Genomic DNA, 22,818 nt, shown 5'->3' on the forward strand with positions numbered 1-22,818 from the left:
GGGCCAACCCTGTTGGGATCGCGACGCAGCCATGCGCGTGGAACAAGAGTGCATCAACTTGATCCGACTTGTCGAATCCTCCGTGCATTGGTGGTGTTGCCAGAAGATCCGGATAGCGGGCCGCCTCCCCGACGCAATCGGCGATGGCCGCGGGGCTTCCAGGATGACACAATGTTCGGCCGAGCCGCCTTTGCCCAGTGGAGCCAACCTTCCGATGGGCGAATCAATGCGGGTCGGTCTACCGCTCCAGCCAAACGGACAGTCGATGAAGGACGTCACGCAGGACACGATTCTCGTTCACGCCGGCCGCGATCCGCGGAACAACCACGGCATCGTCAATCCGCCGGTCTACCACTGTTCGACCGTGCTGTTCCCGACCCTCGACGCGCTGGAGGAGAGCGACCGCAACACGTTGGAAGGCGTGCATTACGGCCGCATGGGCACGCCGACGACCTTCGCCTTCGAAGAGGCGGCGGCGGCGCTGGAGGGCGGATTCAAGGCGGTGAACACCGGTTCCGGGCTCGCCGCCATCGCGGTCGCCCTGTCGGCCTTCACCAAGGCCGGCGACCATGTGCTGATCACCGACAGCGCCTATGGCCCGACCCGGCGCTTCGCGAAGGAGACGCTGGCCCCCTACGGCGTCGAGGTGGAGTTCTACGATCCCTGCATCGGTGCCGGCATCGACGCGCTGCTGCGGCCGAACACCAGCGTGGTCTTCCTCGAATCGCCGGGTTCGCTGACCTTCGAGGTGCAGGACGTTCCGGCCATCGCCGCCGCGGCGAAGAAGGTCGGCGCCACGGTGATGATCGACAACACCTGGGCCACCCCGCTGTTCTTCCGCCCGTTCGACCATGGCGTCGACGTGTCGATCCACGCCGCGACCAAATACATGGTGGGCCATGCCGACGCGATGCTGGGCGTCGTCACCTGCCGCGACGAGGCGAGCTGGACCCCGGTGAAGAAGGCGGCCACCCGCTTCGGCATCTGCGGCGGACCGGACGACCTCTATCTCGGCCTGCGCGGACTGCGGACCCTGTCGGTGCGCATGCGCCAGCATCAGGAAAGCGCGCTGGCGCTCGCCGACTGGCTGGCGGCCCGGCCGGAAGTCACGCGCGTGCTGCACCCCGCCCGTCCCGACTTCCCCGGCCATGCCCTGTGGAAGCGCGACTTCACCGGGTCGAGCGGGCTTTTCTCCATCGTCATCAACCGGGTGCCGCGCAAGGCGCTGGCGGCGATGCTGGACGGGATGGAGCTGTTCGGCATGGGCTACAGCTGGGGCGGCTTCGAAAGCCTGATCCTGCCGACGCGCCCGGCCGCCGTGCGCTCCGCCACCCGCTGGACCGATCCGGGACAGGTTCTCCGCCTGCATGCCGGGCTGGAAAGCGCCGACGACCTGATCCGCGACCTGGACGCCGGCTTCCGCCGGATGGCCGCCGCCCTGTGAGGGGCGGACTCGTAAGGAGTGATTTGCCATGACGGACACATCGCCACTTGATGCTGCGCCACTTGATGCGGCGCCATTCGATGCAGCGCCCTACGAGGAGGTTCTTGCGGCCATCCGCTTCACCGCCGACGGTCTGGTGCCCGCCATCGCCCAGGCGGACGGCACCGGCGAGATCCTGATGATGGCCTGGATGAACCGCGATGCGGTGGTCGAGACGCTGGCGACCGGGCGGGTCTGCTACTGGTCACGCTCGCGCGGCGGGTTGTGGCGCAAGGGGGAGACCTCCGGCCAGGTGCAGCGGCTGAAGGACTTCCGGGTGGACTGCGACGGCGACACCCTGCTTCTGATCGTGGAGCAGGATGGCGTCGCCTGCCACACCGGGCGGCGCAGCTGCTTCTACCGCGCTTGGCGCGACGGGCGGCTGGAGACCATCCAGGAGGTCGCGACCGATCCCGCCATCCTCTATGGCGGGCATTCGCACAGCCACGGCTGAGCGGCCCGGACAGGCGTAAGGGCAGCTACCGAAGCGGTGACGGCTCGTGATCGATTGTTGATCCACATCAACGCGACGCCCCCGCCGAAGGGTATAGAAACCTTCTTGTCTCTAACCCTCCCTATATATGACTGCGCCGGGCGTTCCTATGAACGCCCGGTTATTTTTTGCCCGGCTTCCGGCATCGCGATCTCGGTCATCGAATGGCGCGTTCGCGCCGCCGAACCTCTTTCGGACGATCCGCTCCGCCACTGTCTTCCGACCGGGGCCTAAAGCCTTCCTGTGGACGGCATGCCCTTCGGCCCAGCCCGAGATGTCCTTTTTCAAACTGAAACCTGTCCATAAGGCGGAGAAAGTCCACTTTCTGCCCCAGCAACAACCCCATTCCAGTCACGAATACATCGAAAAAAGAAACATAATGAATGAATGACTCAATCAATATATGATTATCTGTGTCATTTCCTCAAGCTCCCTTTGTGTTGCTCCTTTATCGCTTTTCTACCGCCCCGCCCACATGGTTAACATCTGGTTAATCGTTAACAACGCGTTAACGGCACAGATGGAGAGACGCCATGCGCCAGTTTTGGGGGACTTCGAACAACGACACCATGACCGGCACCGCCTATGACGACCGTCTCGACGGTCTGGACGGCGACGACCGCATCAACGGCGCCGGCGGAAACGATCAGGTTTACGGCGAACGCGGAAACGACTCGCTGCTCGGCGGGCTGGGCGATGACAGGCTCCATGGCGGCGACGGGAACGATTGGCTCGGCGATCCCTATGGCAACGAACCCGGCAACGATTCGATGTGGGGTGACGCCGGCAACGACCAGCTGTTCGGCGGCGACGGGAACGACTGGCTGGACGGCGGCACCGGCGATGACATTCTCAAGGGCATGCGCGGCAACGACACCATGATCGGCGGCAGCGGCAACGACATGCTGTACGACAGCTTCCGCGACGGCGGTGCCGACCTGTTCCAGCCGGGCACCGGCAACGACACCATGGTCAGCTACTATGACGGTCTGCCCGACCGTTTCCTGATCGAGCAGGCGGCCGGCGGCTTCGGCACCGACACGATCAATTACTTCGAGAAGGGCATCGACCAGATCGAGTTCCGCGGCTATCACGCCTGGGAAATGGGAATGACCAACAACGGCTCAGCCACCACCTTCGCCTTCATCGACGGCTCTTCTCTGACGGTCGATCAGATCGGGCTCAACGCCGGACAGGACTTCATCTTCACCTGACCTGCCCGGACGGAGGGCGCCCGCGGGCGATGGGGGCACTCCGTCGGCGAGCGGAACCGCCGGCACTGTTTGCTCTGTTGCAGTGGAGATCGCATCTGCGCCGTTCGAAGGCGCGCCGCCAGTAGAAGGACCAGGAACCGATGGATCAACGCCGCCATTCCTTCCGACCGCGCCGCCTGCTCCTGTCGGCGTTCCTCCTGCCGGCATTGGCGTTGGGCGCCTGCGCCGCTTCCTCCGACATGGGCGGCGTGCCCTCGGCGCAAGTGGCGACCACACCGCCGATCGAACTGGTCGGGCTGACGGTTCAGACGCCTGACGGCGCGCGCATCCTGGGCAACGTGACCGACCTGGTGATCGGGCCGAACAACCAGGTGGAACAGGCGATCGTCAGTGTCGGCACTCCCCGCTACCCGACCGAGCGCACGGTGGTGGTCGACAGTGAATACCTGCGTTATTCCCCCAACCGTCAGGCCGTGATTCTCACCGACATGACGGTGGAGCAGTTCGCCGCCCTGCCCGCCGCCGGAGGCAACGACCGCATGATGTCGTACGGCCGTCCCGGCAGCGGGTCGCCCCTCGCGTCCGGCAGCCCGGCGCCGACCAACTGGACCGGGGCCACCGAAACCCGCTGATCCCTCTCGCCGACACTTTCCCAGTGGATAGCTGCGCATAAAAATGGGGGGCCGGACGAACCGGCCCCCCTTCTTCGTTCAGGTTTCCGTTTGGGCTCTTCGCCGTCACTTGCCCTGAAGCTGCTTCATGATGTCGTCGGCCTGATTGTTCTCCGGCTCGCCGGGAGCACCGAAGGGCGGAGGCATGTCCTGACTGTCGAAGGCCGGGATCTCGATCCTCACGTCGTCCAGGTTGATCGCCGGTCCCTTGTCGCGGCCGGCATCGACCATTTCCGGGAAGGCGATGACGAGGGCGACCATGATGAGCTGGATGACCACGAAGGGCACCGCACCCCAGTAGATCTGGCCGGTGGTGATCTTCGCGATCGTCTTCCCGGTTATCTTGTCGATGTAATCCGTCTTCGGCGCCACCGACCGCAGGAAGAACAGGGCGAAGCCGAAGGGCGGGTGCATGAAGCTGGTCTGCATGTTGACGCCCAGCAGCACGCCGAACCAGATCAGGTCGATGCCCATCTTGTCCGCCACCGGCCCCAGCAGGGGAACGATGATGAAGGCCAGCTCGAAGAAATCGAGGAAGAAGGCCAGGATGAAGATCAGGATGTTGCAGACGATCAGGAAGCCCACCTGGCCGCCCGGCAGGCCGGTCATCAGATGTTCGACCCAGAGGTCGCCGTCGACGGCGCGGAAGACCAGACCGAACACGGTCGAGCCGATCAGGATGAACACCACGAAGGTCGACAGCTTGGCGGTGGTATCCATCGCCTGGCGCATCAGGGACCAGCTCAGCTTCTTCTTCGCCAGAGCCAGCAGGATGGCGCCCGACGCACCCATGGCGCCGCCCTCCGTCGGGGTGGCGATGCCGAGGAAGATGGTGCCCAGCACCAGGAAGATCAGCACCAGAGGCGGCATCAACGACGTGATGACGCGCAGCAGCAGCTTGAAGCCGTGCAGCGTGCGGGCTTCCATGGGCAGGGCCGGGACCGCCGACGGGCGGATGAGGCTGGTGATCAAAATGTAGCCGGTATAGAGGCCGGTCAGGACCAGACCGGGGATCAGCGCGCCGGCATACATGTCGCCGACCGAACGGCCGAGCTGGTCGGCCAGCACGATCAGCACCAGAGACGGCGGGATGATCTGGGCCAGCGTGCCCGATGCGGCGATGACGCCGGTCGCGATCCGGCGGTCATAGCCGTAGCGCAGCATGATCGGCAGCGAGATCAGGCCCATGGAGATGACCGAGGCGGCGACGACGCCGGTGGTCGCCGCCAGCAGAGCGCCGACGAAGATCACCGCATAGGCCAGACCGCCGCGGATCGGGCCGAACAGCTGCCCGATCGTGTCGAGCAGATCCTCGGCCATTCCCGATCTCTCCAGGATCAGGCCCATGAAGGTGAAGAAGGGAATGGCCAGCAGCGTGTCGTTGCGCATGATGCCGAACACGCGTTCGGGCAGCGCCTGCAACAGCGCCGGGGTCAGCAAACCCAGCTCGATGCCGATCAGACCGAAAAGCAGGCCGTTCGCGGCGAGCGCGAAGGCGACCGGGAAACCCATCAACAGGAACATAATCAAGGCGCCGAACATAAGCGGCGCCATATTCGTGGTTACGAACTCGACCATCAGGGGCGCTCCCGGTCCTTAGGAATGGCTGTGCATCTTCTCGCCCGGCTCATCGCGATGGCCGGTGAGATAGGCGATGCGCTTGATCAGTTCGGACACGCCCTGCGCGGTGAGCAGGAAGAAGCCGACCGGGACCAGAAGCTTCGCAGGCCAGCGGACCAGGCCGCCGGCGTCGCTCGACATCTCGTTGGAGACATAGCTGTCCCAGAACATCGGCCAGGACAGCACCATGATCAGGATCGTCATCGGGAACATGAAGAACAGGATCCCGAAGATGTCGACCCAGGACTGCACCCGTTTGGAGAAGCGGCCGATCACGATGTCGATGCGGATATGCTCGTTGCGCAGGAAGGTATAGCCCGCGCACAACAGAAACACGGCGGAGAACAGATACCACTGCAGCTCCAGCCAGGCGTTGGAGCTTGTATTGAGCGTATAGCGGATGACCGCGTTGCCCGAACTGACGACGACGGCAACCAGCACGAGCCAATATGTCAGCTTGCCGATGCCGTCGTTCACGGCATCGATCAGCCCGCTGAGTTTGAGCAGAGCTCTCAAAGGAGAAACCTCCCTGTTGCAGGGGGAAGCGGCCTCGACCGTCCCCTTTTGCTTTTGTTGCAGCCGCATGGACGCGACAGGTCGCAACCCTCTCTCGGAAGGAGGGTATACCAAAAGATAAGTTTGGACGGGACTATTCCTTTCCGGGCATTCACCGGCAAGGGCTACGTTGGAGCTACGTAAAAACACGTAGATCCGACTGCGGTGCGGACCGGATGCACCGACTCCGAAACCGCGTCACTCCTCCGCCGGGATGTCCGCGGTCCGCCAGCCGTCCTCGCCCAGGCACTCCAGCGGGTGGAACTTCGCCTTGTAGGCCATCTTACGGCTGTGGGCGATCCAATAGCCGAGATAGACATAGGGCATACCGGCCAGCCGCGCCCGTTCGATCAGGCCGAGGATCATGAAAGTGCCGAGGCTGCGGCGATCCTGCGCCGCATCGTAGAAACTGTAGACCGCCGAATAACCGTCCGCCAGCCGGTCGGTCAGCATGCACCCCACCAGTTGGCCGCGCTCGTCGCGGGCCTCCAGCAGGCTCGTGTCCGCCCTGCCCTCGTCAACCATGGCGGCGAAATCGCCCATCGCCATGCGGGCCATGTCCGAATCGCCATGGCGGGAGTTCTGGTAGAGCGAGAAAAGCCGGTACTGCTCGGACGTGGCGTAGGCCGGCCGCTCGGCCAGCGTCACCCCTGCGTTCAGTTTCAGAACCCGGCGTTGCGATCGCGACGGCACGAACTCCGCGACCGGAACGCGCACCGGCACGCAGGCCTGGCAGTTGGGGCAGACCGGGCGATAGACGATGTCGTGGCTGCGGCGGAAGCCGGCCCGCGACAGGGTCGAATTCACCTCGGTCGCGTAGGGACCGATCAGGCGCGTGAACAGCTTGCGTTCCACACGCCCCGGCAGATAGGGACAGGGCATGGGCCCCGACCGGAAGAATTGCTGCAGGGGACGCTGCGGCGGCTGGATGACCGACATGCTAACCGACAACCACCACGACAGTGAGGACGACACGGAGGAGCGTCGCCGCCCCTCCGCCGGACCCGCAGCTTACTGCGACTGGCTCTGAACCGCCAGAGGCGGCTGAACGCCGAAGAACGCCTGGGCGATCTCGGTGGTGATGATGCTCAATTGCAGCTGGATCCAGTCGAGATACTGGTGCAGGCCGTCGCGCAGCACCGCGTCGATCGGCCGGGACAGCAGCGCGGCCAGCAGTTCGTCAACTCGCTCCATCGCCGCCGACCCGCCGCGCAGGTCGTAGCGCGAGCGCATCCGCGTCAGCACCCCGTCGATCTGCCGCACGCACATCACCACCGACCGCGGAAACCCCTCGTTGTACAGCATGAAGCCGGCGACGGTGGTCGGCGACATGCCGCGGGGGTAGACGCGGCGGAAGGCGTGGTAGCCGGCGGTGCAGCGCAGGACCGTCGTCCATTGGCTGACGTCCAGCGTGGAACCGACGTCCAGCGGCGACGGCAGCAGGGTGTGGTACTTGATGTCGAGCAGGCGCGTGGTCTGGTCCGCCCGCTCGATGTACTTGCCCATCTGGTAGAAGTACCAGCCCTGGTCGCGGTAGAAGGTGCCCTCCGTGATGCCGGTGTGGGTCTGGCACTCCTCCTTGATCCAGGTGCAGACCTTGGACAGGTTCTGCGCCGCCACGTCCTTGACCGACATCTCCAGCAGCTTGTTGTGGAACACATTGATCTGCGCCCACATCTCCGTCGAGATCCAGGGGCGCAGGGTCCGTGCGTTCTCCCGCGCCATCCTCAGCATCGACAGCAGCGAATTCTGGTTCTGCGCGTCGAACATGTAGTAGTGGATCACCGCCTCCGCCGTCGGGCGGTCATGGCGGCTGAAGAAGTCCTTCTCGTCGGCATTCAGCTGGACGATGGAGAACCAGTTGGTGGCCCCGCGGGTGTCGCGCGCGAAGGTTTCGTGCACGTCCAGGATGCGGGCCAGATTTTCGGCCCGCTCCATGTAGCGGGCCATCCAGAAAATGCACTCGGCGTAACGGGACAGCAGGTTCATGCCGCACCACCTTCCAGAACCCAGGTGTCCTTGGAGCCGCCGCCCTGGGACGAGTTGACGATCAGCGTGCCTTTCTTCAACGCCACGCGCGACAAGCCGCCGGGAAGGACCCAGGTGCTCTTGCCGGTGATGGCGAAGGGCCGCAGATCGACGTGGCGCGGCTCGATGGCGTCGTCGCAGACGGTCGGGCAGACCGACAGGTCGACGACCGGCTGGCTGATGTAGTTGGACGGGTCGGCCAGCAGCTTGGCCCGGCAATCCTCCAGTTCCGCCTTGCTGGCGCGCGGACCGATGGTGATGCCGTAGCCGCCGGCCTCGCCCACCGGCTTCACCACCAGTTCGGCCAGATTGTCCAGCGTGTATTGCAGGGCGTCCGGCTCGCGGCAGATGCGGGTGTCGACGTTGGGGATGATCGGATCCTGGTCCAGGTAGTATTTGATCATCCGCGGGACGTAGCAGTAGACCGCCTTGTCGTCGGCCACGCCGGTGCCGATGGCGTTCGCCAGCGCGACATTGCCCTTGCGGTAGGCCTCCAGGATGCCGGGCACGCCCAGCAGGCTGTCGGGGTTGAAGGCCCGGGGATCAAGGAAGGCGTCGTCCAGCCGGCGGTAGATCGAGTGGACCGGGGCCAGACCGTTGGTCGTCTTCATGAAGACGCGGTCGTTGTCCACCACCAGATCGCGCCCCTCCACCAGCGGCACGCCCATCTCGCGCGCCAGGAAGATGTGCTCGAAATAGGCGGAGTTGTAGGTGCCCGGCGACAGCAGCACCACCTGCGGGTCGTCGACCGGCGCGATCTCCACCATCGCATCCAGCAGCTTGTGGCCGTAATTGTCGACCGGGCGGATGCCGATGTCCTGCATCAGGTCGGGGAAGACCCGCTGCATCATGTGGCGGTTTTCCACGACGTAGGAGACGCCCGACGGCACGCGCCCATTGTCCTCCAGCACCCGGAAGGTGCCGTGGCGGTCGCGCACCAGATCGGTGCCCATGATGTGGATGTAGGTGTTGAAGGGAACGTCCAGCCCGATCATCTGCGGGCGGAAATTGTGGTTCCCTTCGACCAGATCCCGCGGGATCACGCCGTCCTTCAGGATCTTCTGGTCGTGATAGATATCATGCAGGAACAGGTTGAGCGCGGCGACCCGCTGCGTGACGCCGGCCTCCAGATGCGACCATTCCGGCGCGGAGATCACCCGCGGGATGACGTCGAACGGAAGGATGCGGTCGACGGCGTCCTTGTCGGAATAGACGATGAAGGTGATGCCGAGATTGTAAAGCTCCCGCTCCGCATCCTGCGCGCGTCGGCGCAGTTCATCGAAATCGAGTGCGGCCAGCCTTTGGCGGATCAGCGCCGTATGTTCGGCCGGTAAATCCATGGCTCCGAACAGCTCGTCGAAGTACAGGCCAGGATTGTAGGATGACAAAAGGTCGGACGGTTTGCCCTCGGGTACGCTCACAGACTCCCCCGCGCTTGTATCTGACCGATCATCGCGGGCCGGGCGGCATCGCCCCGGCCATGTCGCATTGTGCAGGAAGTATGACCCATCGCCGCGCGCTTTGAACAGGGCAAACGCATGCGGCGTTGTGCGACGCAATGACAAAGCAAGAATTCGGATGCAGAGGCGTCCGGAAATTAACGCCAAAGTGCCAATGGCGCGAAAGTGTTATCGTGCTTTGGTCGCGTCCGCCGCAGAATTGGGAGCGGCGGTATTGCCTGACTGGCCCCCGACGGCCGGCGCCGCCTGGGTTTCACGCAGCAGCACCATGGTGATGCGCCGGTTGCGCGGGCTGTTGGGCTGGTCGGCGACCAGCGGGTCGCGGTCGGCCTTGCCGACGACGTCCTGGATGCGCGCCGGATCGATGCCGCCGGCCAGCAGGGCGCGGCGGATGGCGTTCGCCCGCTCCGTCGACAGATCCCAGTTGTCGCGGCCGGACCCCGCCGGGAAAGGCGTGGAGTCGGTATGGCCGCTGATCGACAGCCTGTTGGGCAGCTTGGCCAGGGCCTTGGCCACCTGCTGCACCAGTTGGCGGGTCTGCGGATACATCTGGCCGGAACCGCCGGGGAACATCGACACGCGGTCCTGATCGACGATCTGGATGCGCAGGCCTTCCGGCGTCTGGTCGATCATCAGGTTCTGGGCCAGCGGCTCCAACTCCGGCACCGACTGGATGGCCTGACGGATCTCGGTCACGGCCTGCTGGAACTGCCGGGCCTCCTTGGCCGCGCCCTGCAGGCTCTCCATAGCCTCCTTCACCCGCTCCCCGAAATCGGACAGCCTCTCGCCGGGCTTCTGGCCGGGAATGCCCAGCTGCCGGGCGAACTCCTCCATCCGCTTCTGGAATTCGGCGCGGGTCTCGTTCGGCTTCTGGTCGGCGACATCCGCATCCACCGCGGCGCCGTTGGCGGCGGCCTCGGCGCCGGACTGGCCGGGGCCGGTGCCCTGGCCGGGTCCGGCCGCGGACTCGGTCGGGTCGTCGGCGTCCTCGGTCTGCTGCGAGGAATAGCCGGGCGGGCCCGCCACCGGCACGTCGGCCGACATCGGCGAGCTGGGGGAGATCTGCGCGCCCGGCACGGTGATGGTCTTGCCGCCCAGCATGCCGCCGGAGCCCGATTGCTCCCGGCTGACCGAGACGGGCGAGAAATAGTCAGCGATGCCCTTGCGCTGGTCGGACGTGGTGACGTTCAGCAGCCACAGCAGCAGGAAGAAGGCCATCATCGCGGTCACGAAGTCGGCATAGGCAACCTTCCACGCGCCGCCATGGTGGCCGCCGTGCCCGCCCTTCTTCTTCTTGATGATGATCGGCCGCTCGTTGCCGCCGGAATTCCCGCTCATGCCCTGGCCGTGGCGAATGGTTGACGGCCCCGAGGCCGGTTTCCGCGCGCGGCGCCCCGATGGATGCCGCGACGAAAGCAGCGGCCGTCCGCTGCGGAAAAACCCTGACCGGGTTTGATTAAGATCCGTTTAACGACGTTGCGCACGGCGGGGATGCGGCTTGCGCCGGGTGGCGCGCTGGACTAATTCCCGGTATTTCCTACTTTGAGTGTCATCTTCGGCGGTTCCAACGCCGCCGGCGGTTGCCCAGCCCTGCCTGTCCCCTCCACTTTGGCCCGCATCACAGGACGTCATGACCACCGAACAGCCGATCGACCCCCTCGCGTTCCGTTCCGCCCTCGGCTGCTTCGCCACCGGGATCGCCGTCATCACCACCATCGCCCCCGACGGGTTGCCGCTGGGCGTCACGGTGAACTCCTTCTCCTCGGTGTCGCTCGATCCGCCGCTGGTGCAGTTCTGTCTGGGCCGGGCGGCGATGTCCTACGAAGCCTTCAACCTCGCGCCGCATTTCGCCGTCAACATCCTGGCCGCCGACCAGGAGGAGCTTTCGAACCGCTTCTCCCGCCGCGACCTGCAGGAGCGCTGGTCCGGTCTGGAGACCACCACCGGCCGCGGCGGCGTGCGCCTGCTGACCGGCTGCCTCGCGACGCTGGAATGCGACCGCGAGCATCTGCTGGACGGCGGCGACCACGTCATCGTGCTGGGCCGCGTGCGCAACCTGACCTCGCGCGAGGACGGCGACCCGCTGCTGTATTTCCGCGGCCGCTACGCCCGTCTGGGCTGAGAGCGAAATCCCCTAGCCGGCCGCGCGGTGAAGGTCGCGGCCGGTCAGGTGAATGTTGGCGTCGGGATCGAGCGCGCGCGCCAGGATGCGCTGTTCGGTCGCCCGCTCGAACAGGGAGCGGTTCATGCAGACCTGCTGAACCGCCTCCTCCGGCTTCGGCGTGTGGCCGACGATGCCCTGCAGGGTGCGGCGGGTGACGAAGACCCGGCCCAGATATTCCCCGACCTGCACCGGAAACTCCACGGCGTCTGCCTCCTCGTTCCAGAAGGGCTCGTCGGGAAACAGGAAAATGGGCATCGGGTCCTCGGCAGGCAGGGATCACTTCAGGACGTAGGTGATATCATAGCCGCTGCGTTTGAAGCGCGTCTTCAGCAGCGTGCCGTCGGCCGCGAACCACAGGTCGCGTTCGACGTCGCCCTCGATGCGGTGATGGGCGGCCTCCACGGACTTTCCGCCGGCCTCGACCGGCCCGGCCCCGACCTTGCGCGCCGCGACCTTGTAGGGGGCGCCGTCGATGAGCGACAGAAGCTGCGTGTGCTTCAACACCTGCGGAGTCCACAGGGTCAGCGGCAGGGTGCCGGCGGGCTCCTGCCGGGTCTTGCCGTCCACCGTCAGGCGATAGCCGCCGGCGTCGCGCGCCATCTCGATCCTATGCGGCGTGCCGTCGTCGTCGGTGGTTGCGGTCATCGACTCCAGTACGCCGCCCTTCCACAGTTCCTCCCGCTTGTGGTCGTAGCGGAAGTTGATGAACAGCACCTTCACCCGCGTGGTGGCGGTGACGGTGACCTTGGTGCGCTCGCCCTGCGGTTCGATCTCCACCTGTTCGCTGCCGATGGGATCCTCGCTCATCAGGATCTGGTAGGTCAGCGTCCGGGCGCCGCCCTGTGCGGCGGCGGTGCCCGGCAGGCCGGTCAGCAGCCCAGCCGCCATCAGGGCAGCGGACAGGGTGGCGCATTTGCTGCGCGTCGTCGTCATGTGTGTTTCCTCCCGGTTCGATGCGGTCGGCGGCTTTTGCGGCCGCTCTTACCGGCGGTCAGTGACGACGACCGCCGGTATGGGTGCCGACCGCCAGGGCGGCATCAATCGTCCAGCAGTTGCGCGAGCTTCATGGCGACGCCCATCGATCCTTCGACCTTCAGCTTGCCCATGGTGAAGGCCAGCATCGGGTTCAGCTTGCCGTTGATCAGCTTCTGCAGGTTTTCCGGCGAGATGCGGATGGTGCAGTCGGCTTCGGCATCCTCGCGGGTGATGGTGATCGGGTTGGCCCGGCCATCGACCCGGATCACCTCACCCTCCTTGCCCAGCAGGAAACGGACCGAAGCGTTGAGCGAGCGCAGATCGCCGCTGCGGCTGCGAAGTTCCTGCAGAATGTCGTCGACCATGAAAGCATGCCCTCAGGATTGTTCGTAGGACGGCCCTTGACAGTAGGCAAACATTACGTTTACGTCAACGTCATAACGAAAGCGTTTCAGACGCCCGCCGCCTTTCGATACCGGCTGTCAGGCGATCCGGAACGCGCCACCGCCAAGGGGAGCGAAACATGCCCGAGCCGCTTGCGCAGAGCGCCCACCCGACCGCCGCAATCTCCACTGCCACCGCAAACGAAGCAGCGAACGAAGCAGCGAACGAAGCCGCTACCGATTCCGCACGGCCCTGGCTGGCGCATTATCCCAAGGGAATCGCCTGGAACCAGAGCTTCGCGCCGATGCCGCTGCACATGCTGTTCGAGGAAGCGGCCGGACGCTATGCCGACCGCCCCTGCCTCGACTTCCTGGGCCGCCGCTACACCTATGCCGAGGTGCTGGCCCTGGTGAACCGCGCCGCCCGCGGCTTCCAGGATCTGGGCGTCGGGCCGGGGGTGCGGGTGGGCTTGTGCCTGCCCAATTGCCCGACCTACGTCATCTCCTACTTCGCGGTGCTGAAGGCCGGCGGCACCGTGGTCAACTACAACCCGCTCTATGCCGAGCGCGAGTTGGAGCACCAGATCACCGACTCGCAGACCGAGATCATGGTGACGCTGGACCTCAAGCAGATCTATCCGCGCGTCGCGGCGATGCTGGACCGCACACCGCTGAAGCGGATCGTCGTCTGCCGCATGCCGACCATCCTGCCGGCGGTGAAGAGCGCGCTGTTCCGCGTGCTGAAGCGCAGCGAGATCGCCGCGGTGCCGCGCGACGGCCGTCACATCGATTTCGACGGCCTGCTGGCCAATGACGGCGCGCTGCGCCCGGTGCGCATCGACGGGCTGCGCGACATCGCCGTGCTGCAATACACCGGTGGCACCACCGGCGTGCCCAAGGGCGCGATGCTGACCCACCACAATCTGCTGTCCAATGCGCGTCAGGTGCAGGCCTGGTTCCCCACGGTGGCGCTCGGACAGGAGCGCATGCTCGCCGTGCTGCCCTTCTTCCATGTCTTCGCCATGACCGTGGTGCTGAACATGGGGCTGGCCTGCGGGGCGGAGCTGATCATGCTGCCGCGTTTCGACACCGAGCAGGTGCTGAAGACCATCGCCAGGCGCAAGCCGACCCTCGTCCCCGGCGTGCCCACCATGTACAAGGCGCTGCTGGGCCACCCGCAGGTCGCCCGTTATCCGATGACCTCGATCCGCTACTGCATCTCCGGCGGCGCGCCGCTGCCGATGGAGTTGAAGCGGCAGTTCGAGTCGGCGACCGGCTGCGTCCTGATCGAAGGCTACGGCCTGTCGGAAGCCTCCCCGGTCTGCGCCGCCAATCCGCTGAACGGCGTCAACAAGGAGGGATCGATCGGCCTGCCGCTGCCCTGCATCACCATCGAAATCCGCGACCTGGAGGATCCGGCCCGCAAGCTCGGGATCGGTGAAAAGGGACAGGTCGCGATTGCCGGACCCAACGTCATGGCCGGCTACTGGGGCCGGGCGGAGGAGAGCGAACGCACCGTGGTCGACGGCTTCCTGCTGACCGGCGATATCGGAACGATGGACGAGGACGGTTACGTCTTCCTGCTCGACCGGTTGAAGGATCTCATCATCTGCAGCGGCTACAACGTCTATCCGCGCATGATCGAGGAGGCGATCTACCAGCATCCCGACGTGATCGCCGCCTGCGTCATCGGCCTGCCGGACGATTACCGCGGCCAGACGCCGAAGGCCTTCGTGCAGTTGAAGCCGGGCGCGACCCTGACCGCGGAGGCCCTGCGCGACTTCCTGCGCGACAAGATCTCCCGCATCGAGATGCCGACCGCCATCGAGTTCCGCGCCGAGCTGCCCAAGACCGCCGTCGGCAAGCTGTCGAAGAAGGAACTGATCGCCGAGGCGCAGCAGGCCCTGACGAATGGAGGATGACCCGAAGTCACCATCCTGACCTGGACGTAAAGGGAAGCCTTATCACGCGACGGCAGCTGTGCTACCAAACGTCGGGCGCATTGTGCCGGCCACGAACAAAAGGTCTTCCCAGGGATGGAACAGCTCTACACGGTCAACCAGCTTGCGGAAGAGTTGGGCATCACGCCGCGGGCTCTTCGCTTCTACGAGGTCAAGGGATTGCTGGCGCCCAACCGTGTCGGCAACAACCGGGTCTATACGAAGCGCGACCGCGCCCGGCTGAAGCTGATCCTGCGCGGCAAGCGCCTGGGCTTCTCGCTGGCGGAGATCCGCGAATATCTCGACCTCTACAACGTCAATGGCGGAGTGGAGCAGCAGAAGAACCTGTTGAAGCGCGTGCAGAAGCGGCTGAAGGACCTCGCCCAGCAGCGCGAGGATCTGGAGGCCACCGTGCAGGAACTGCACGACATCGAGGTGCAGGTCACCAACACCCTGGCGGAGCTCAAGGCCGCCGCAAAGGACAGCTGACCGGCCGGGCGCCCGACGCGCTCCGGTCGGCCCTGACGAGGGATCGGAGCATGAAGGGACAAGTTCGGCCGCATGCGGCAGACGACCTCCGCCCGGATGATGCGGGGGAGCGGTCATGAACCTGATCTTCCGCCTGCTTGCGGTTGCCGCCGCCGCCATCCTCTCCGCCCTGCGCGGCCGCCGCGCCGGGCTGCTGGAGCCGTCGGTGCTGCGCTTCCGGGTCTGGCCGACCGACCTGGACATCAACCTTCACATGACCAACGCGCGCTATTTCAGCGTGATGGATCTGGGGCGGACCGACCTGATGATCCGTGTCGGGCTGGGGCCGGCGATCCTGCGCAACCGCTGGCAGCCGGTGCTGGGCGGCGCCACCATCCGCTACCGCCGCTCGCTGCGGCCCTTCCAGCGCTTCACGCTGGCCAGCCGCGTGCTGTGCTGGGACGACAGGTACATCTTCATCGAACACCGCATGGAAACGCGGCACGGGCTGGCGGCGCTGGCCGTCGTCCAAGGGGCTTTCGTCGGTGCCGGGGGCGTCATTCCGCCGTCCAAGGTGCTGGCGGAACTGGGCTCCACCGCCGCCTCCCCGCCGGTCCCCGATGCGGCCGCCGCCTTGCGCGGACAGAGCCTGACCGCCGCCTGAATAAAAACAAGAACACCGTCCGAGAGGAGACACGCCATCATGAAGCTGCTGGTGCCCGTCAAGCGGGTGGTCGACTACAACGTGAAGATCCGCGTCAAGGCGGATGGCAGCGGCGTCGAGACCGCCAACGTGAAGATGAGCATGAACCCCTTCGACGAGATCGCCGTCGAGGAGGCTGTCCGTCTGAAGGAAGCCGGCACGGCGAGCGAGATCGTCGTGGTGTCCATCGGCCCGGCCCAGGCGCAGGAAACGCTGCGCACCGCTCTCGCCATGGGTGCCGACCGCGCCATCCTGGTGCAGACCGACGTGACCACCGAGCCGCTGGCCGTCGCCAAGGTGCTGAAGGCCCTGGTCGAGAAGGAGGCGCCGGGACTGGTGATCCTCGGCAAGCAGGCGATCGACGACGACTGCAACCAGACCGGCCAGATGCTGGCGGCGCTGCTCGGCTGGGGCCAGGGCACCTTCGCCTCGAAGGTCGTGGCCGGTGACGGCACGGTCGCGGTGACGCGGGAGATCGACGGCGGTCTGGAGACGGTGGAGCTGAAGCTGCCGGCGGTGGTCACCGCCGACCTGCGCCTCAACGAGCCGCGCTACGCCTCGCTGCCCAACATCATGAAGGCGAAGAAGAAGCCGCTGGAGACCATCACCCCGGACAGCCTGGGTGTCGACGTCGCCCCGCGCCTGACCACACTGAAGGTGACCGAGCCGCCGAAGCGTCAGGCCGGCTTCGTGCCGAACGACTATCAGGTCGGCCAGACCGGCAAGATCGTCGCGCCCGACCTCTATGTCGCCGTCGGCATCTCCGGCGCCATCCAGCATCCGGCCGGCATGAAGGACAGCAAGGTCATCGTCGCCATCAACAAGGACGAGGAGGCGCCGATCTTCCAGGTCGCCGACTACGGCCTCGTCGCCGACCTGTTCAAGGCCCTGCCGGAACTGCAGCAGGCGCTGTGATCGCGTGGCCGGGCCTTCCACAGCGGGGGCCGGCCGCTTCGCCCTTGCCGCGGCGGGCCGGCTGTTCTATCGCTGGCGGCACAGCAACCCGACAGCGGCAGGACGCCATGAGCATCGACGGCATCACCGGACTGGACCATCTGGTCATCGCGACCCGCGACCTTGACACGGCGCGCGATGCCTACAGCCGGCTCGGCTTCACGGTGACGCCGCGCGGGCACCATACGCAGCTGAAATCCGCCAACCACACCATCCTGTTCCCGACCGGCACCTATCTGGAACTGCTGGGAATCGAGGAACAGCGCCCCGCCAACGCCCATTACGCCGCCTTCCTGCGCCAGCGCGAGGGCATCGCCGCCATCGCGCTGAAGACCCCGGATGCCCGCGCCGCCGCCGGACCGTTGGCCGCCGCCGGCTTCCCCGCGCCGGAGTCCGTCGATTTCGGCCGGCCCGTGGAAATGCCGGACGGCACGCGCGACGCCAAATTCACCATCACGCAGATCGATCCCGAAGCCACACCGGCCGGCCGTGTCTTCCTGTGCCAGCATCACACGCCGGATCTCGTCTGGCGCCCGGACCAGTTGGAGCATGCCAACAGCGCCATCGGACTGGAAGCGCTGGTGATCGCCGCCGCCGATCCCGACGCGGTGGCCGCGGCCTATGCCAGGCTGCTGGGGGGCACCGTCACCGACCGCGGGTCCGCCCTCGTGGTGGAGCCCGCCCAGCCCGGCGACGGGCAGGTCCCGGTGATGGTCGCCACCCCGGATCGCCTGCATTGGGTCTGGACCGCCGATCCGGCCTTCGCCACGCCCCTGCCCTTCTTCGCCGGATTCGTCCTGCGCGTCGCCGATCCGGTCAAGGCCCAGCAGGCCCTGCAGAAAAGCAAGGTGCCGACCGTGGTGGGCGGCGGCGTGATGCGGGTGAACTCGCCCGGCGCCTGCGGTGCGATGATCGCGTTCGCGCAGGATTTCGACCTCGACGCCCTGATTCCCTGACTTCAATTCCGTAACTTCAATTCCCTGCTTTCCGGCCTGGCCGTCGCCACTTCCGGTTCATGTCGATATTGATATGGGCTAGCGACAATTCGCGTCGGATTGGTCATAGGACTGACAGAATTGCTTGTGTAGTGTCCGGCGACAGTTGCGCCCGCGGACGGGCGCCGGCTGTGGAGACGGACATATGATGGCAGCGGACGGGACCAGGGGTTCGGCGGGGGCTCCGAGGGCGGAGAACCACCCGATGCCGGAGCCTCTGTTCGACGTCCTGCCCGTTCCCGCCCTGATGCGCGGCGACGACGGCCGGCTGCGCGGCAATCCCCGTTTCCTTGCCCGCTACGGCAGCGCCGACGCCATGCCGGCCGATCTGGCCGAGGCGCCTCCCGGTGCGGTGCGGGAGGTTTCCACCGGCGCCGGCGATCCGCGCGACCTGCTGATCCGCGTCGGCGGCCCGCCCTGGGTCGCGACGGTGGAGGACGTGACCGACCAGCGCCGCACCGCCCGCAGCCTCGATCTGGCGACCGAAAAGCTGGAGGAGGCATACCGCACCGCCAAGCTCGGCTACTGGGAATACGGCATCGGATCGGGCGAGCTGATGCTGACCGACGCCGCGCTCGCCATTCTGGGGCATGGACGCGACCGCTTCGCCCGAGGCTTCGACGCCTTGCTCGGCGTCGTGCACCCCGACGACCGGCCGCGCTTCGGCAACATGCTGGAAAGCGTCGTCGACAACCCCAAGCGGGTCTATGTCGAGTATCGCGTCCATGACGGAGACGGGCGGGTCCGCTACGTCTCCTGCTCCTGCGCGCCGCGCCTGGATGCCGATGGGCGGCTGACCCATGTCTTCGGCGTGATGATGGACAGCACCGAACGGGCCGAGGCGGCGGCACAGCTGGAGGCCGCGAAGCAGCGGCTGGAGGAGGCATACCGCACCGGCCATCTCGGCTACTGGGAATACGGCATTCACAGCGGCTCGCTGGTCTGGAACCGCGAGGCCTTCGGCATCTACGGCCGGGACCCGGAACGGTTCGAGCCGACCTTCGACAGCCTGCTGGAGATTCTCCACGCCGACGACCGCCTGTCCTTCGGCAACATGCTGGAAAGCGTGATCGGCAATTCCAAGCGCGTCTATGTCGAATACCGCGTGATCGATCCGGCGGGAGAGGTCCGCTACGTGTCGTCCTCCTGCGCGCCCCGTTTCGACCTGGATGGGCGGCTGACCCACCTGTTCGGCGTGATGCTCGACACCACGGAGCGCGCACGCGCCGCCGACGCCCTGCGCGCCGCCAAGGACCGGGTGGAACAGGCCTACCGCGACTTGCGGGATGCCCAGGACAGCCTTGTCCAGACCGAAAAGATGGCATCGCTCGGCCAGCTTGTCGCCGGGGTGGCGCATGAGGTCAATGGGCCGGTCGGCGTGGCGCTGACCACCGCCTCGCACCTGCTGAGCCGGGCGGAGGACGTGAAGCGCCAGTTCGCCGCCAACGCGCTGACCCGCTCGGCCCTTGCCGGCTTCCTGGAGGTCGCGCAAGAGGCGGGTCAGCTTCTGGTCGGCAACACCGAGCGGATCGCGTCGCTGGTCCACATGTTCAAGCAGGTGGCCGCCGATCAGACCGGCGACGAGCGCCGCACCTTCTACCTGCGCGAATACACCGAGGATGTGCTGCTGAGCCTGCACACGCAGATCGGCTCCTCCGGCCACCGGGTGGAGCTGACCTGTCCCGAAGCGCTGCAGCTGGAGAGTTTTCCCGGCGCCTTCGCCCGCGTGGTGACCCATCTGGTGCGCAATGCGCTGATGCACGCCTTCCGTCCGGAACAGAGCGGGCGGATCGTCATCGACATCCGCGCCGACGGCGACGACTGGATCGAGGCGGTCCACCGCGACGACGGGCAAGGCATCTTCGAGGCCGACCTGCCACGGATCTTCGATCCCTTCTTCACCACCGCGCGCCATGCCGGCTGCGTCGGGCTGGGGCTGCACATCGCCTATAACCTGGCGACCCAGACGCTTGGCGGTCAGCTGAGCGCCGCAAACGGCCCCGACGGCGGCGCCGTCTTCATCCTGCGGGTGCCGCGGCAGGCGCCGGACCTCGCCTGAGGCGTCCGACCCGACTTCAAGCCACTCTCAAGCCCCCTCAGGACACCGTCTCGCGTTCGCGCCGAAGCGGCTCCAGCGCCTCGGCGACGGCGCGCCTCAGGTCGGCGGCGACCACCGGCTTGTGCATGACGCGGAAATTGCCGGCTTCCGCCTCCTGGGCGCGGGCGGGCGCGGTGTCGCCGGTGACCAGGATGCCCGGCAGGATGCGGCCGAGCGCCAGCCGCACCTCGCGGATCGCTTCGGTGCCGGTGCGGCCGTCGCGCAGGCGGTAATCGGCGACGATCAGGTCGGGGGGCGGTCCGCGATGGGCGAGGTCCAGCGCCTCGGCGCAGGATGCGGCAGCCAGCACCGTATAGCCCCATTCGGCCAGCATGGCGCGCAGCCCCTCGCGCACGATTCCGTCATCCTCGATCACCAGAACCGTGGTCGCGAAGGCCGGACGCGGTGCCGATGCCGGGGAGAGCGCCTTGGCTGGGGGCGGAGCGGCCAGCGGCAGCTCGACCGAAAAGACCGAGCCCCGGCCGGGAATGGAGCGGACCGTCACCGGATGGCCGAGCATGACCGACAGGCGCCGCACCACCGCCAGCCCGAGGCCCAGACCCTGGTCGCGGTTGCGGTTGGCATTGCCGACCTGCACGAACTCCTGGAAGATGTCGTCCTGCTGGTCGGGCGGGATGCCGATGCCGGTGTCCCACACCTCGATCCGCAGGTTCCCGCCGCGACGGCGGCAGCCGATCAGGATGCGCCCCTTGTCGGTGTAGCGCAGGGCGTTCTCCACCAGATTCTGCAGGATGCGTCCCAGCAGCATGGGATCGCTGCGCACATGGGCGCGGCAGGGCACGATGTGCAGGATCAGCCCCTTCTGGACGGCGACGGGCCGGCTGTTGGCGGCCACCCGGTCCATCACCTCTGACAGGGCGAACACCTCCACCTCCGGCACCACGGCGCCGGCCTCCAACCGGGAAACGTCGAGCAGACCGTCCAGCAGCATCTTCAGCGCGCCGAGCGCCCGCTCCATGGTGCCCAGAACGTTGCGCGTCATTCCATCGGTGACACGGCCGGACAACACCTCCATCAGCAGCATCAGCGACTGAACGGGCTGGCGCAGGTCGTGGCTGGCGGCGGCGAGGAACTTGGACTTGGCGACATTGGCGCGATCAGCCTCCCGCCGGGCCTCGGCCAGCGCCGCCTGCACGCGCTTGTGTTCGGAGATGTCGCGGACGGTCGCGATCAGGCTGACCAGCCGGTTGTCGTGGTTGCGCACCGGCGAGGCGCTCAGTTCCAGACAGCGGGCATCCTCCGGGCCGTCGCCTGCCCGCGCCAGTTCCACCCGCGCATCGCGGCCGACGACGATGGCGTCGCGCAGCGGCTGCAGAGACGCCCGGTCGTTCGTCGCCCGTTCCAGCGCCATCAGGGCGCCGCTGCCCATCAGTTCCGACATCGGCGTGCCCAGCAGCTTTTCCAGTGCCGGGTTGACATACACGATGGGCATGCCGGGCTGGGTCGCGTCGGCGATCATGATGCCGTCGTTGCTCCAGGCCAGCGCACGGTTGCGGACACGCAGGGCCCGGTCGGTATGGCGCCGCCATTGCAGTTCGATGATGAAGGCGATGACGAACAGCAGGATCACCACCGTGGTGGCGACCGCCCAGCCGATGTAAAGGCGGGCATTGTCACGCCAGGGTCCGAAAACCGTTTCCACCGATTCGCCGACGATGGCGATCACCGGATAATCCGGGGTCGACCGGAAGGCCAGGATGCGCTCCACCCCGTCGACCGGGCTGGCCATGCGATGGTGGCCGATCCGGTTCTGCTTCACCTCATGCCAGAGTTCGGCGCTGGCGGTGCCGCGGCCGGACACGGAATTGGAGCCGGCATTGCGGGCGATGAAGACGCCGTCCGTGCGCAGCAGCGCCGCCGCTCCATCCGGGGGAAGCCCCAGCACCCGATAGTAGCGGGCGAAGGATTCGACCGGAATGTCGGCCACGGCGATGCCGGCGAAGGTGCCGTCGCCATTCTCCAGCCGGCGGGAAACGGGGATCAGGACATCCTGCGTCTCCGACGACGCATAGGGCATGCCGACCACCAGCCCGCGCGGCGCGGTGTCGCGGGCGATGACGAATTCGTCACGGTCGGTGACGCTGCCCTGGAAGGTCGCCCGTCCGCCGCCCATGGTCAGCAACCCGGCCGAATCATAGACGCGCACCCCCACCACCAGCCCTTCCTCGAAGGCGCGGCGGGTGTCCAGGCGCATGGTCCGATTGCGTTCGGTATTGGCGACCAGATCCAGCAGAAGGTCGTCGACCCGGCGGAAGGTGGAGATCGCATGCTCTTCCACCAGACGGGCGACGACGGCGGTCTTTTCACGGACCGTGAGGTCCAGCAGCTGCTCCTCCCGCTCCAGACGGTCGAGCAGAATCCACCACAGGGCGGCAATCGCCAGCACGACCGCCAAGGCCGGCAGGACCAATCGCCCGCCGAAACCGGAGAAAAGCCAGAGCGCCCGCTTCACGTATACCCCGAACGCATTGGATCGTCCGCCGGCCGCATCCATCGGCGGAAGGCGGACGGCGGCGGCAGGCGCACGCAAGCATGCCGCAACGAAGGTGCGGGCGCAACGGCGTTACCGGCAAGGTGGCAGCGCAACAAGGTT

The 22,818-nt window shown here is 66.5% G+C and carries 21 protein-coding genes; 11 read left to right on the forward strand and 10 right to left on the reverse strand.

What is annotated here, in order from left to right:
• The first annotated feature begins 265 nt into the window (after positions 1-265).
• From metC to DM194_RS06190, 4 genes are all read left to right on the forward strand, one after another.
• A complete protein-coding gene (gene metC / locus DM194_RS06175; RefSeq protein ID WP_111066421.1) occupies positions 266-1,444 on the forward strand; it encodes a cystathionine beta-lyase in 1,179 nt (392 codons plus the stop codon).
• Between the two features lie 28 nt (positions 1,445-1,472).
• Positions 1,473-1,937, forward strand: a complete 465-nt coding sequence (gene hisI, locus DM194_RS06180; RefSeq protein WP_111066422.1) for a phosphoribosyl-AMP cyclohydrolase — start codon at positions 1,473-1,475, stop codon at positions 1,935-1,937.
• 572 nt (positions 1,938-2,509) lie between these two features.
• Positions 2,510-3,190, forward strand: a complete 681-nt coding sequence (locus tag DM194_RS06185) for a calcium-binding protein (protein WP_111066423.1) — start codon at positions 2,510-2,512, stop codon at positions 3,188-3,190.
• A 140-nt stretch (positions 3,191-3,330) separates the two neighbouring features.
• A complete protein-coding gene (locus tag DM194_RS06190) occupies positions 3,331-3,822 on the forward strand; it encodes a PRC-barrel domain-containing protein (protein WP_111066424.1) in 492 nt (163 codons plus the stop codon).
• Positions 3,823-3,927: 105 nt separating this feature from the next.
• On the opposite strand, the gene DM194_RS06195 is transcribed toward DM194_RS06190, so the two are convergent.
• The 6 genes from DM194_RS06195 to DM194_RS06220 form a co-directional block, all read right to left on the reverse strand.
• Entirely contained in the window at positions 3,928-5,439 is a 1,512-nt protein-coding gene (locus DM194_RS06195) for a TRAP transporter large permease (RefSeq protein ID WP_111066425.1), read from the reverse strand.
• Between the two features lie 18 nt (positions 5,440-5,457).
• Positions 5,458-5,997, reverse strand: coding sequence for a TRAP transporter small permease subunit (locus tag DM194_RS06200; RefSeq protein WP_111066426.1), 540 nt, complete (start codon positions 5,995-5,997; stop codon positions 5,458-5,460).
• 237 nt (positions 5,998-6,234) lie between these two features.
• Positions 6,235-6,975, reverse strand: coding sequence for an arginyltransferase (locus tag DM194_RS06205; protein WP_111066427.1), 741 nt, complete (start codon positions 6,973-6,975; stop codon positions 6,235-6,237).
• Between the two features lie 72 nt (positions 6,976-7,047).
• Positions 7,048-8,025, reverse strand: a complete 978-nt coding sequence (locus tag DM194_RS06210) for an alpha-E domain-containing protein (protein ID WP_111066428.1) — start codon at positions 8,023-8,025, stop codon at positions 7,048-7,050.
• Complete coding sequence (locus tag DM194_RS06215) at positions 8,022-9,404, reverse strand: circularly permuted type 2 ATP-grasp protein (protein WP_246024309.1); 1,383 nt, start codon at positions 9,402-9,404, stop codon at positions 8,022-8,024. The genes DM194_RS06210 and DM194_RS06215 overlap by 4 nt, the downstream gene beginning before the upstream one ends.
• Before the next feature lie 288 nt (positions 9,405-9,692).
• Entirely contained in the window at positions 9,693-10,862 is a 1,170-nt protein-coding gene (locus tag DM194_RS06220; RefSeq protein ID WP_111066430.1) for a flagellar motor protein MotB, read from the reverse strand.
• A gap of 292 nt (positions 10,863-11,154) precedes the next feature.
• Here DM194_RS06220 and DM194_RS06225 point away from each other — a divergent pair, with 292 nt between their 5' ends.
• Positions 11,155-11,646 carry a flavin reductase family protein gene (locus DM194_RS06225; RefSeq protein ID WP_111066431.1) on the forward strand — a complete coding sequence of 164 codons (492 nt, stop codon included), beginning with the start codon at positions 11,155-11,157 and terminating at the stop codon, positions 11,644-11,646.
• A gap of 12 nt (positions 11,647-11,658) precedes the next feature.
• Here DM194_RS06225 and DM194_RS06230 read toward each other — a convergent pair whose 3' ends face one another.
• From DM194_RS06230 to DM194_RS06240, 3 genes are all read right to left on the reverse strand, one after another.
• On the reverse strand, positions 11,659-11,943 hold the full coding sequence (locus DM194_RS06230) for a DUF1488 family protein (protein ID WP_111066432.1): 285 nt from the start codon (positions 11,941-11,943) through the stop codon (positions 11,659-11,661).
• Between the two features lie 21 nt (positions 11,944-11,964).
• On the reverse strand, positions 11,965-12,621 hold the full coding sequence (locus tag DM194_RS06235; protein WP_111066433.1) for a DUF6134 family protein: 657 nt from the start codon (positions 12,619-12,621) through the stop codon (positions 11,965-11,967).
• A 104-nt stretch (positions 12,622-12,725) separates the two neighbouring features.
• On the reverse strand, positions 12,726-13,028 hold the full coding sequence (locus DM194_RS06240; RefSeq protein ID WP_111066434.1) for an SCP2 sterol-binding domain-containing protein: 303 nt from the start codon (positions 13,026-13,028) through the stop codon (positions 12,726-12,728).
• A gap of 158 nt (positions 13,029-13,186) precedes the next feature.
• On the opposite strand from DM194_RS06240, the gene DM194_RS06245 reads away from it, so the two are divergent.
• The 6 genes from DM194_RS06245 (at position 13,187) to DM194_RS06270 (ending at position 20,165) form a co-directional block, all read left to right on the forward strand.
• Positions 13,187-14,968 carry a long-chain-fatty-acid--CoA ligase gene (locus DM194_RS06245; protein WP_111066435.1) on the forward strand — a complete coding sequence of 594 codons (1,782 nt, stop codon included), beginning with the start codon at positions 13,187-13,189 and terminating at the stop codon, positions 14,966-14,968.
• Positions 14,969-15,082: 114 nt separating this feature from the next.
• Positions 15,083-15,475: a MerR family transcriptional regulator gene (locus DM194_RS06250; RefSeq protein ID WP_111066436.1), complete on the forward strand. Its 393-nt coding sequence runs from the start codon at positions 15,083-15,085 to the stop codon at positions 15,473-15,475.
• A 115-nt stretch (positions 15,476-15,590) separates the two neighbouring features.
• Positions 15,591-16,118, forward strand: a complete 528-nt coding sequence (locus DM194_RS06255) for a thioesterase family protein (protein WP_111066437.1) — start codon at positions 15,591-15,593, stop codon at positions 16,116-16,118.
• Positions 16,119-16,157: 39 nt separating this feature from the next.
• The gene (locus tag DM194_RS06260; RefSeq protein ID WP_162629968.1) at positions 16,158-17,072 is read left to right on the forward strand and encodes an electron transfer flavoprotein subunit beta/FixA family protein; all 915 of its coding nucleotides are present in this window, start codon (positions 16,158-16,160) and stop codon (positions 17,070-17,072) included.
• A 107-nt stretch (positions 17,073-17,179) separates the two neighbouring features.
• On the forward strand, positions 17,180-18,067 hold the full coding sequence (locus DM194_RS06265) for a VOC family protein (RefSeq protein WP_111066438.1): 888 nt from the start codon (positions 17,180-17,182) through the stop codon (positions 18,065-18,067).
• A 244-nt stretch (positions 18,068-18,311) separates the two neighbouring features.
• Positions 18,312-20,165 (forward strand): PAS domain-containing sensor histidine kinase, encoded by a 1,854-nt coding sequence (locus DM194_RS06270; RefSeq protein ID WP_111066439.1) that lies wholly within the window; start codon positions 18,312-18,314, stop codon positions 20,163-20,165.
• A gap of 37 nt (positions 20,166-20,202) precedes the next feature.
• Here the strand turns inward: DM194_RS06270 and DM194_RS06275 are convergent, their stop codons facing one another.
• Entirely contained in the window at positions 20,203-22,677 is a 2,475-nt protein-coding gene (locus DM194_RS06275; RefSeq protein ID WP_246024116.1) for a hybrid sensor histidine kinase/response regulator, read from the reverse strand.
• Positions 22,678-22,818 lie beyond the last annotated feature (141 nt).

It is taken from the genome of Azospirillum ramasamyi (genome assembly GCF_003233655.1).
Taxonomy (GTDB): Bacteria; Pseudomonadota; Alphaproteobacteria; order Azospirillales; family Azospirillaceae; genus Azospirillum; species Azospirillum ramasamyi.

What these genes read in the sequence shown, in the direction of transcription:
- metC (WP_111066421.1), top strand. Translation starts at nt 266, where the DNA reads ATGAAGGACGTCACGCAGGACACGATTCTCGTTCACGCCGGCCGCGAT.
- DM194_RS06210 (WP_111066428.1), bottom strand. Translation starts at nt 8,025, where the DNA reads ATGAACCTGCTGTCCCGTTACGCCGAGTGCATTTTCTGGATGGCCCGC.
- DM194_RS06215 (WP_246024309.1), bottom strand. Translation starts at nt 9,404, where the DNA reads ATGGATTTACCGGCCGAACATACGGCGCTGATCCGCCAAAGGCTGGCC.
- DM194_RS06230 (WP_111066432.1), bottom strand. Translation starts at nt 11,943, where the DNA reads ATGCCCATTTTCCTGTTTCCCGACGAGCCCTTCTGGAACGAGGAGGCA.
- DM194_RS06205 (WP_111066427.1), bottom strand. Translation starts at nt 6,975, where the DNA reads ATGTCGGTCATCCAGCCGCCGCAGCGTCCCCTGCAGCAATTCTTCCGG.
- DM194_RS06195 (WP_111066425.1), bottom strand. Translation starts at nt 5,439, where the DNA reads ATGGTCGAGTTCGTAACCACGAATATGGCGCCGCTTATGTTCGGCGCC.
- DM194_RS06240 (WP_111066434.1), bottom strand. Translation starts at nt 13,028, where the DNA reads ATGGTCGACGACATTCTGCAGGAACTTCGCAGCCGCAGCGGCGATCTG.
- DM194_RS06220 (WP_111066430.1), bottom strand. Translation starts at nt 10,862, where the DNA reads ATGAGCGGGAATTCCGGCGGCAACGAGCGGCCGATCATCATCAAGAAG.
- DM194_RS06235 (WP_111066433.1), bottom strand. Translation starts at nt 12,621, where the DNA reads ATGACGACGACGCGCAGCAAATGCGCCACCCTGTCCGCTGCCCTGATG.
- DM194_RS06225 (WP_111066431.1), top strand. Translation starts at nt 11,155, where the DNA reads ATGACCACCGAACAGCCGATCGACCCCCTCGCGTTCCGTTCCGCCCTC.
- hisI (WP_111066422.1), top strand. Translation starts at nt 1,473, where the DNA reads ATGACGGACACATCGCCACTTGATGCTGCGCCACTTGATGCGGCGCCA.
- DM194_RS06260 (WP_162629968.1), top strand. Translation starts at nt 16,158, where the DNA reads ATGAAGCTGCTGGTGCCCGTCAAGCGGGTGGTCGACTACAACGTGAAG.
- DM194_RS06270 (WP_111066439.1), top strand. Translation starts at nt 18,312, where the DNA reads ATGCCGGAGCCTCTGTTCGACGTCCTGCCCGTTCCCGCCCTGATGCGC.
- DM194_RS06265 (WP_111066438.1), top strand. Translation starts at nt 17,180, where the DNA reads ATGAGCATCGACGGCATCACCGGACTGGACCATCTGGTCATCGCGACC.
- DM194_RS06185 (WP_111066423.1), top strand. Translation starts at nt 2,510, where the DNA reads ATGCGCCAGTTTTGGGGGACTTCGAACAACGACACCATGACCGGCACC.
- DM194_RS06250 (WP_111066436.1), top strand. Translation starts at nt 15,083, where the DNA reads ATGGAACAGCTCTACACGGTCAACCAGCTTGCGGAAGAGTTGGGCATC.
- DM194_RS06255 (WP_111066437.1), top strand. Translation starts at nt 15,591, where the DNA reads ATGAACCTGATCTTCCGCCTGCTTGCGGTTGCCGCCGCCGCCATCCTC.
- DM194_RS06190 (WP_111066424.1), top strand. Translation starts at nt 3,331, where the DNA reads ATGGATCAACGCCGCCATTCCTTCCGACCGCGCCGCCTGCTCCTGTCG.
- DM194_RS06245 (WP_111066435.1), top strand. Translation starts at nt 13,187, where the DNA reads ATGCCCGAGCCGCTTGCGCAGAGCGCCCACCCGACCGCCGCAATCTCC.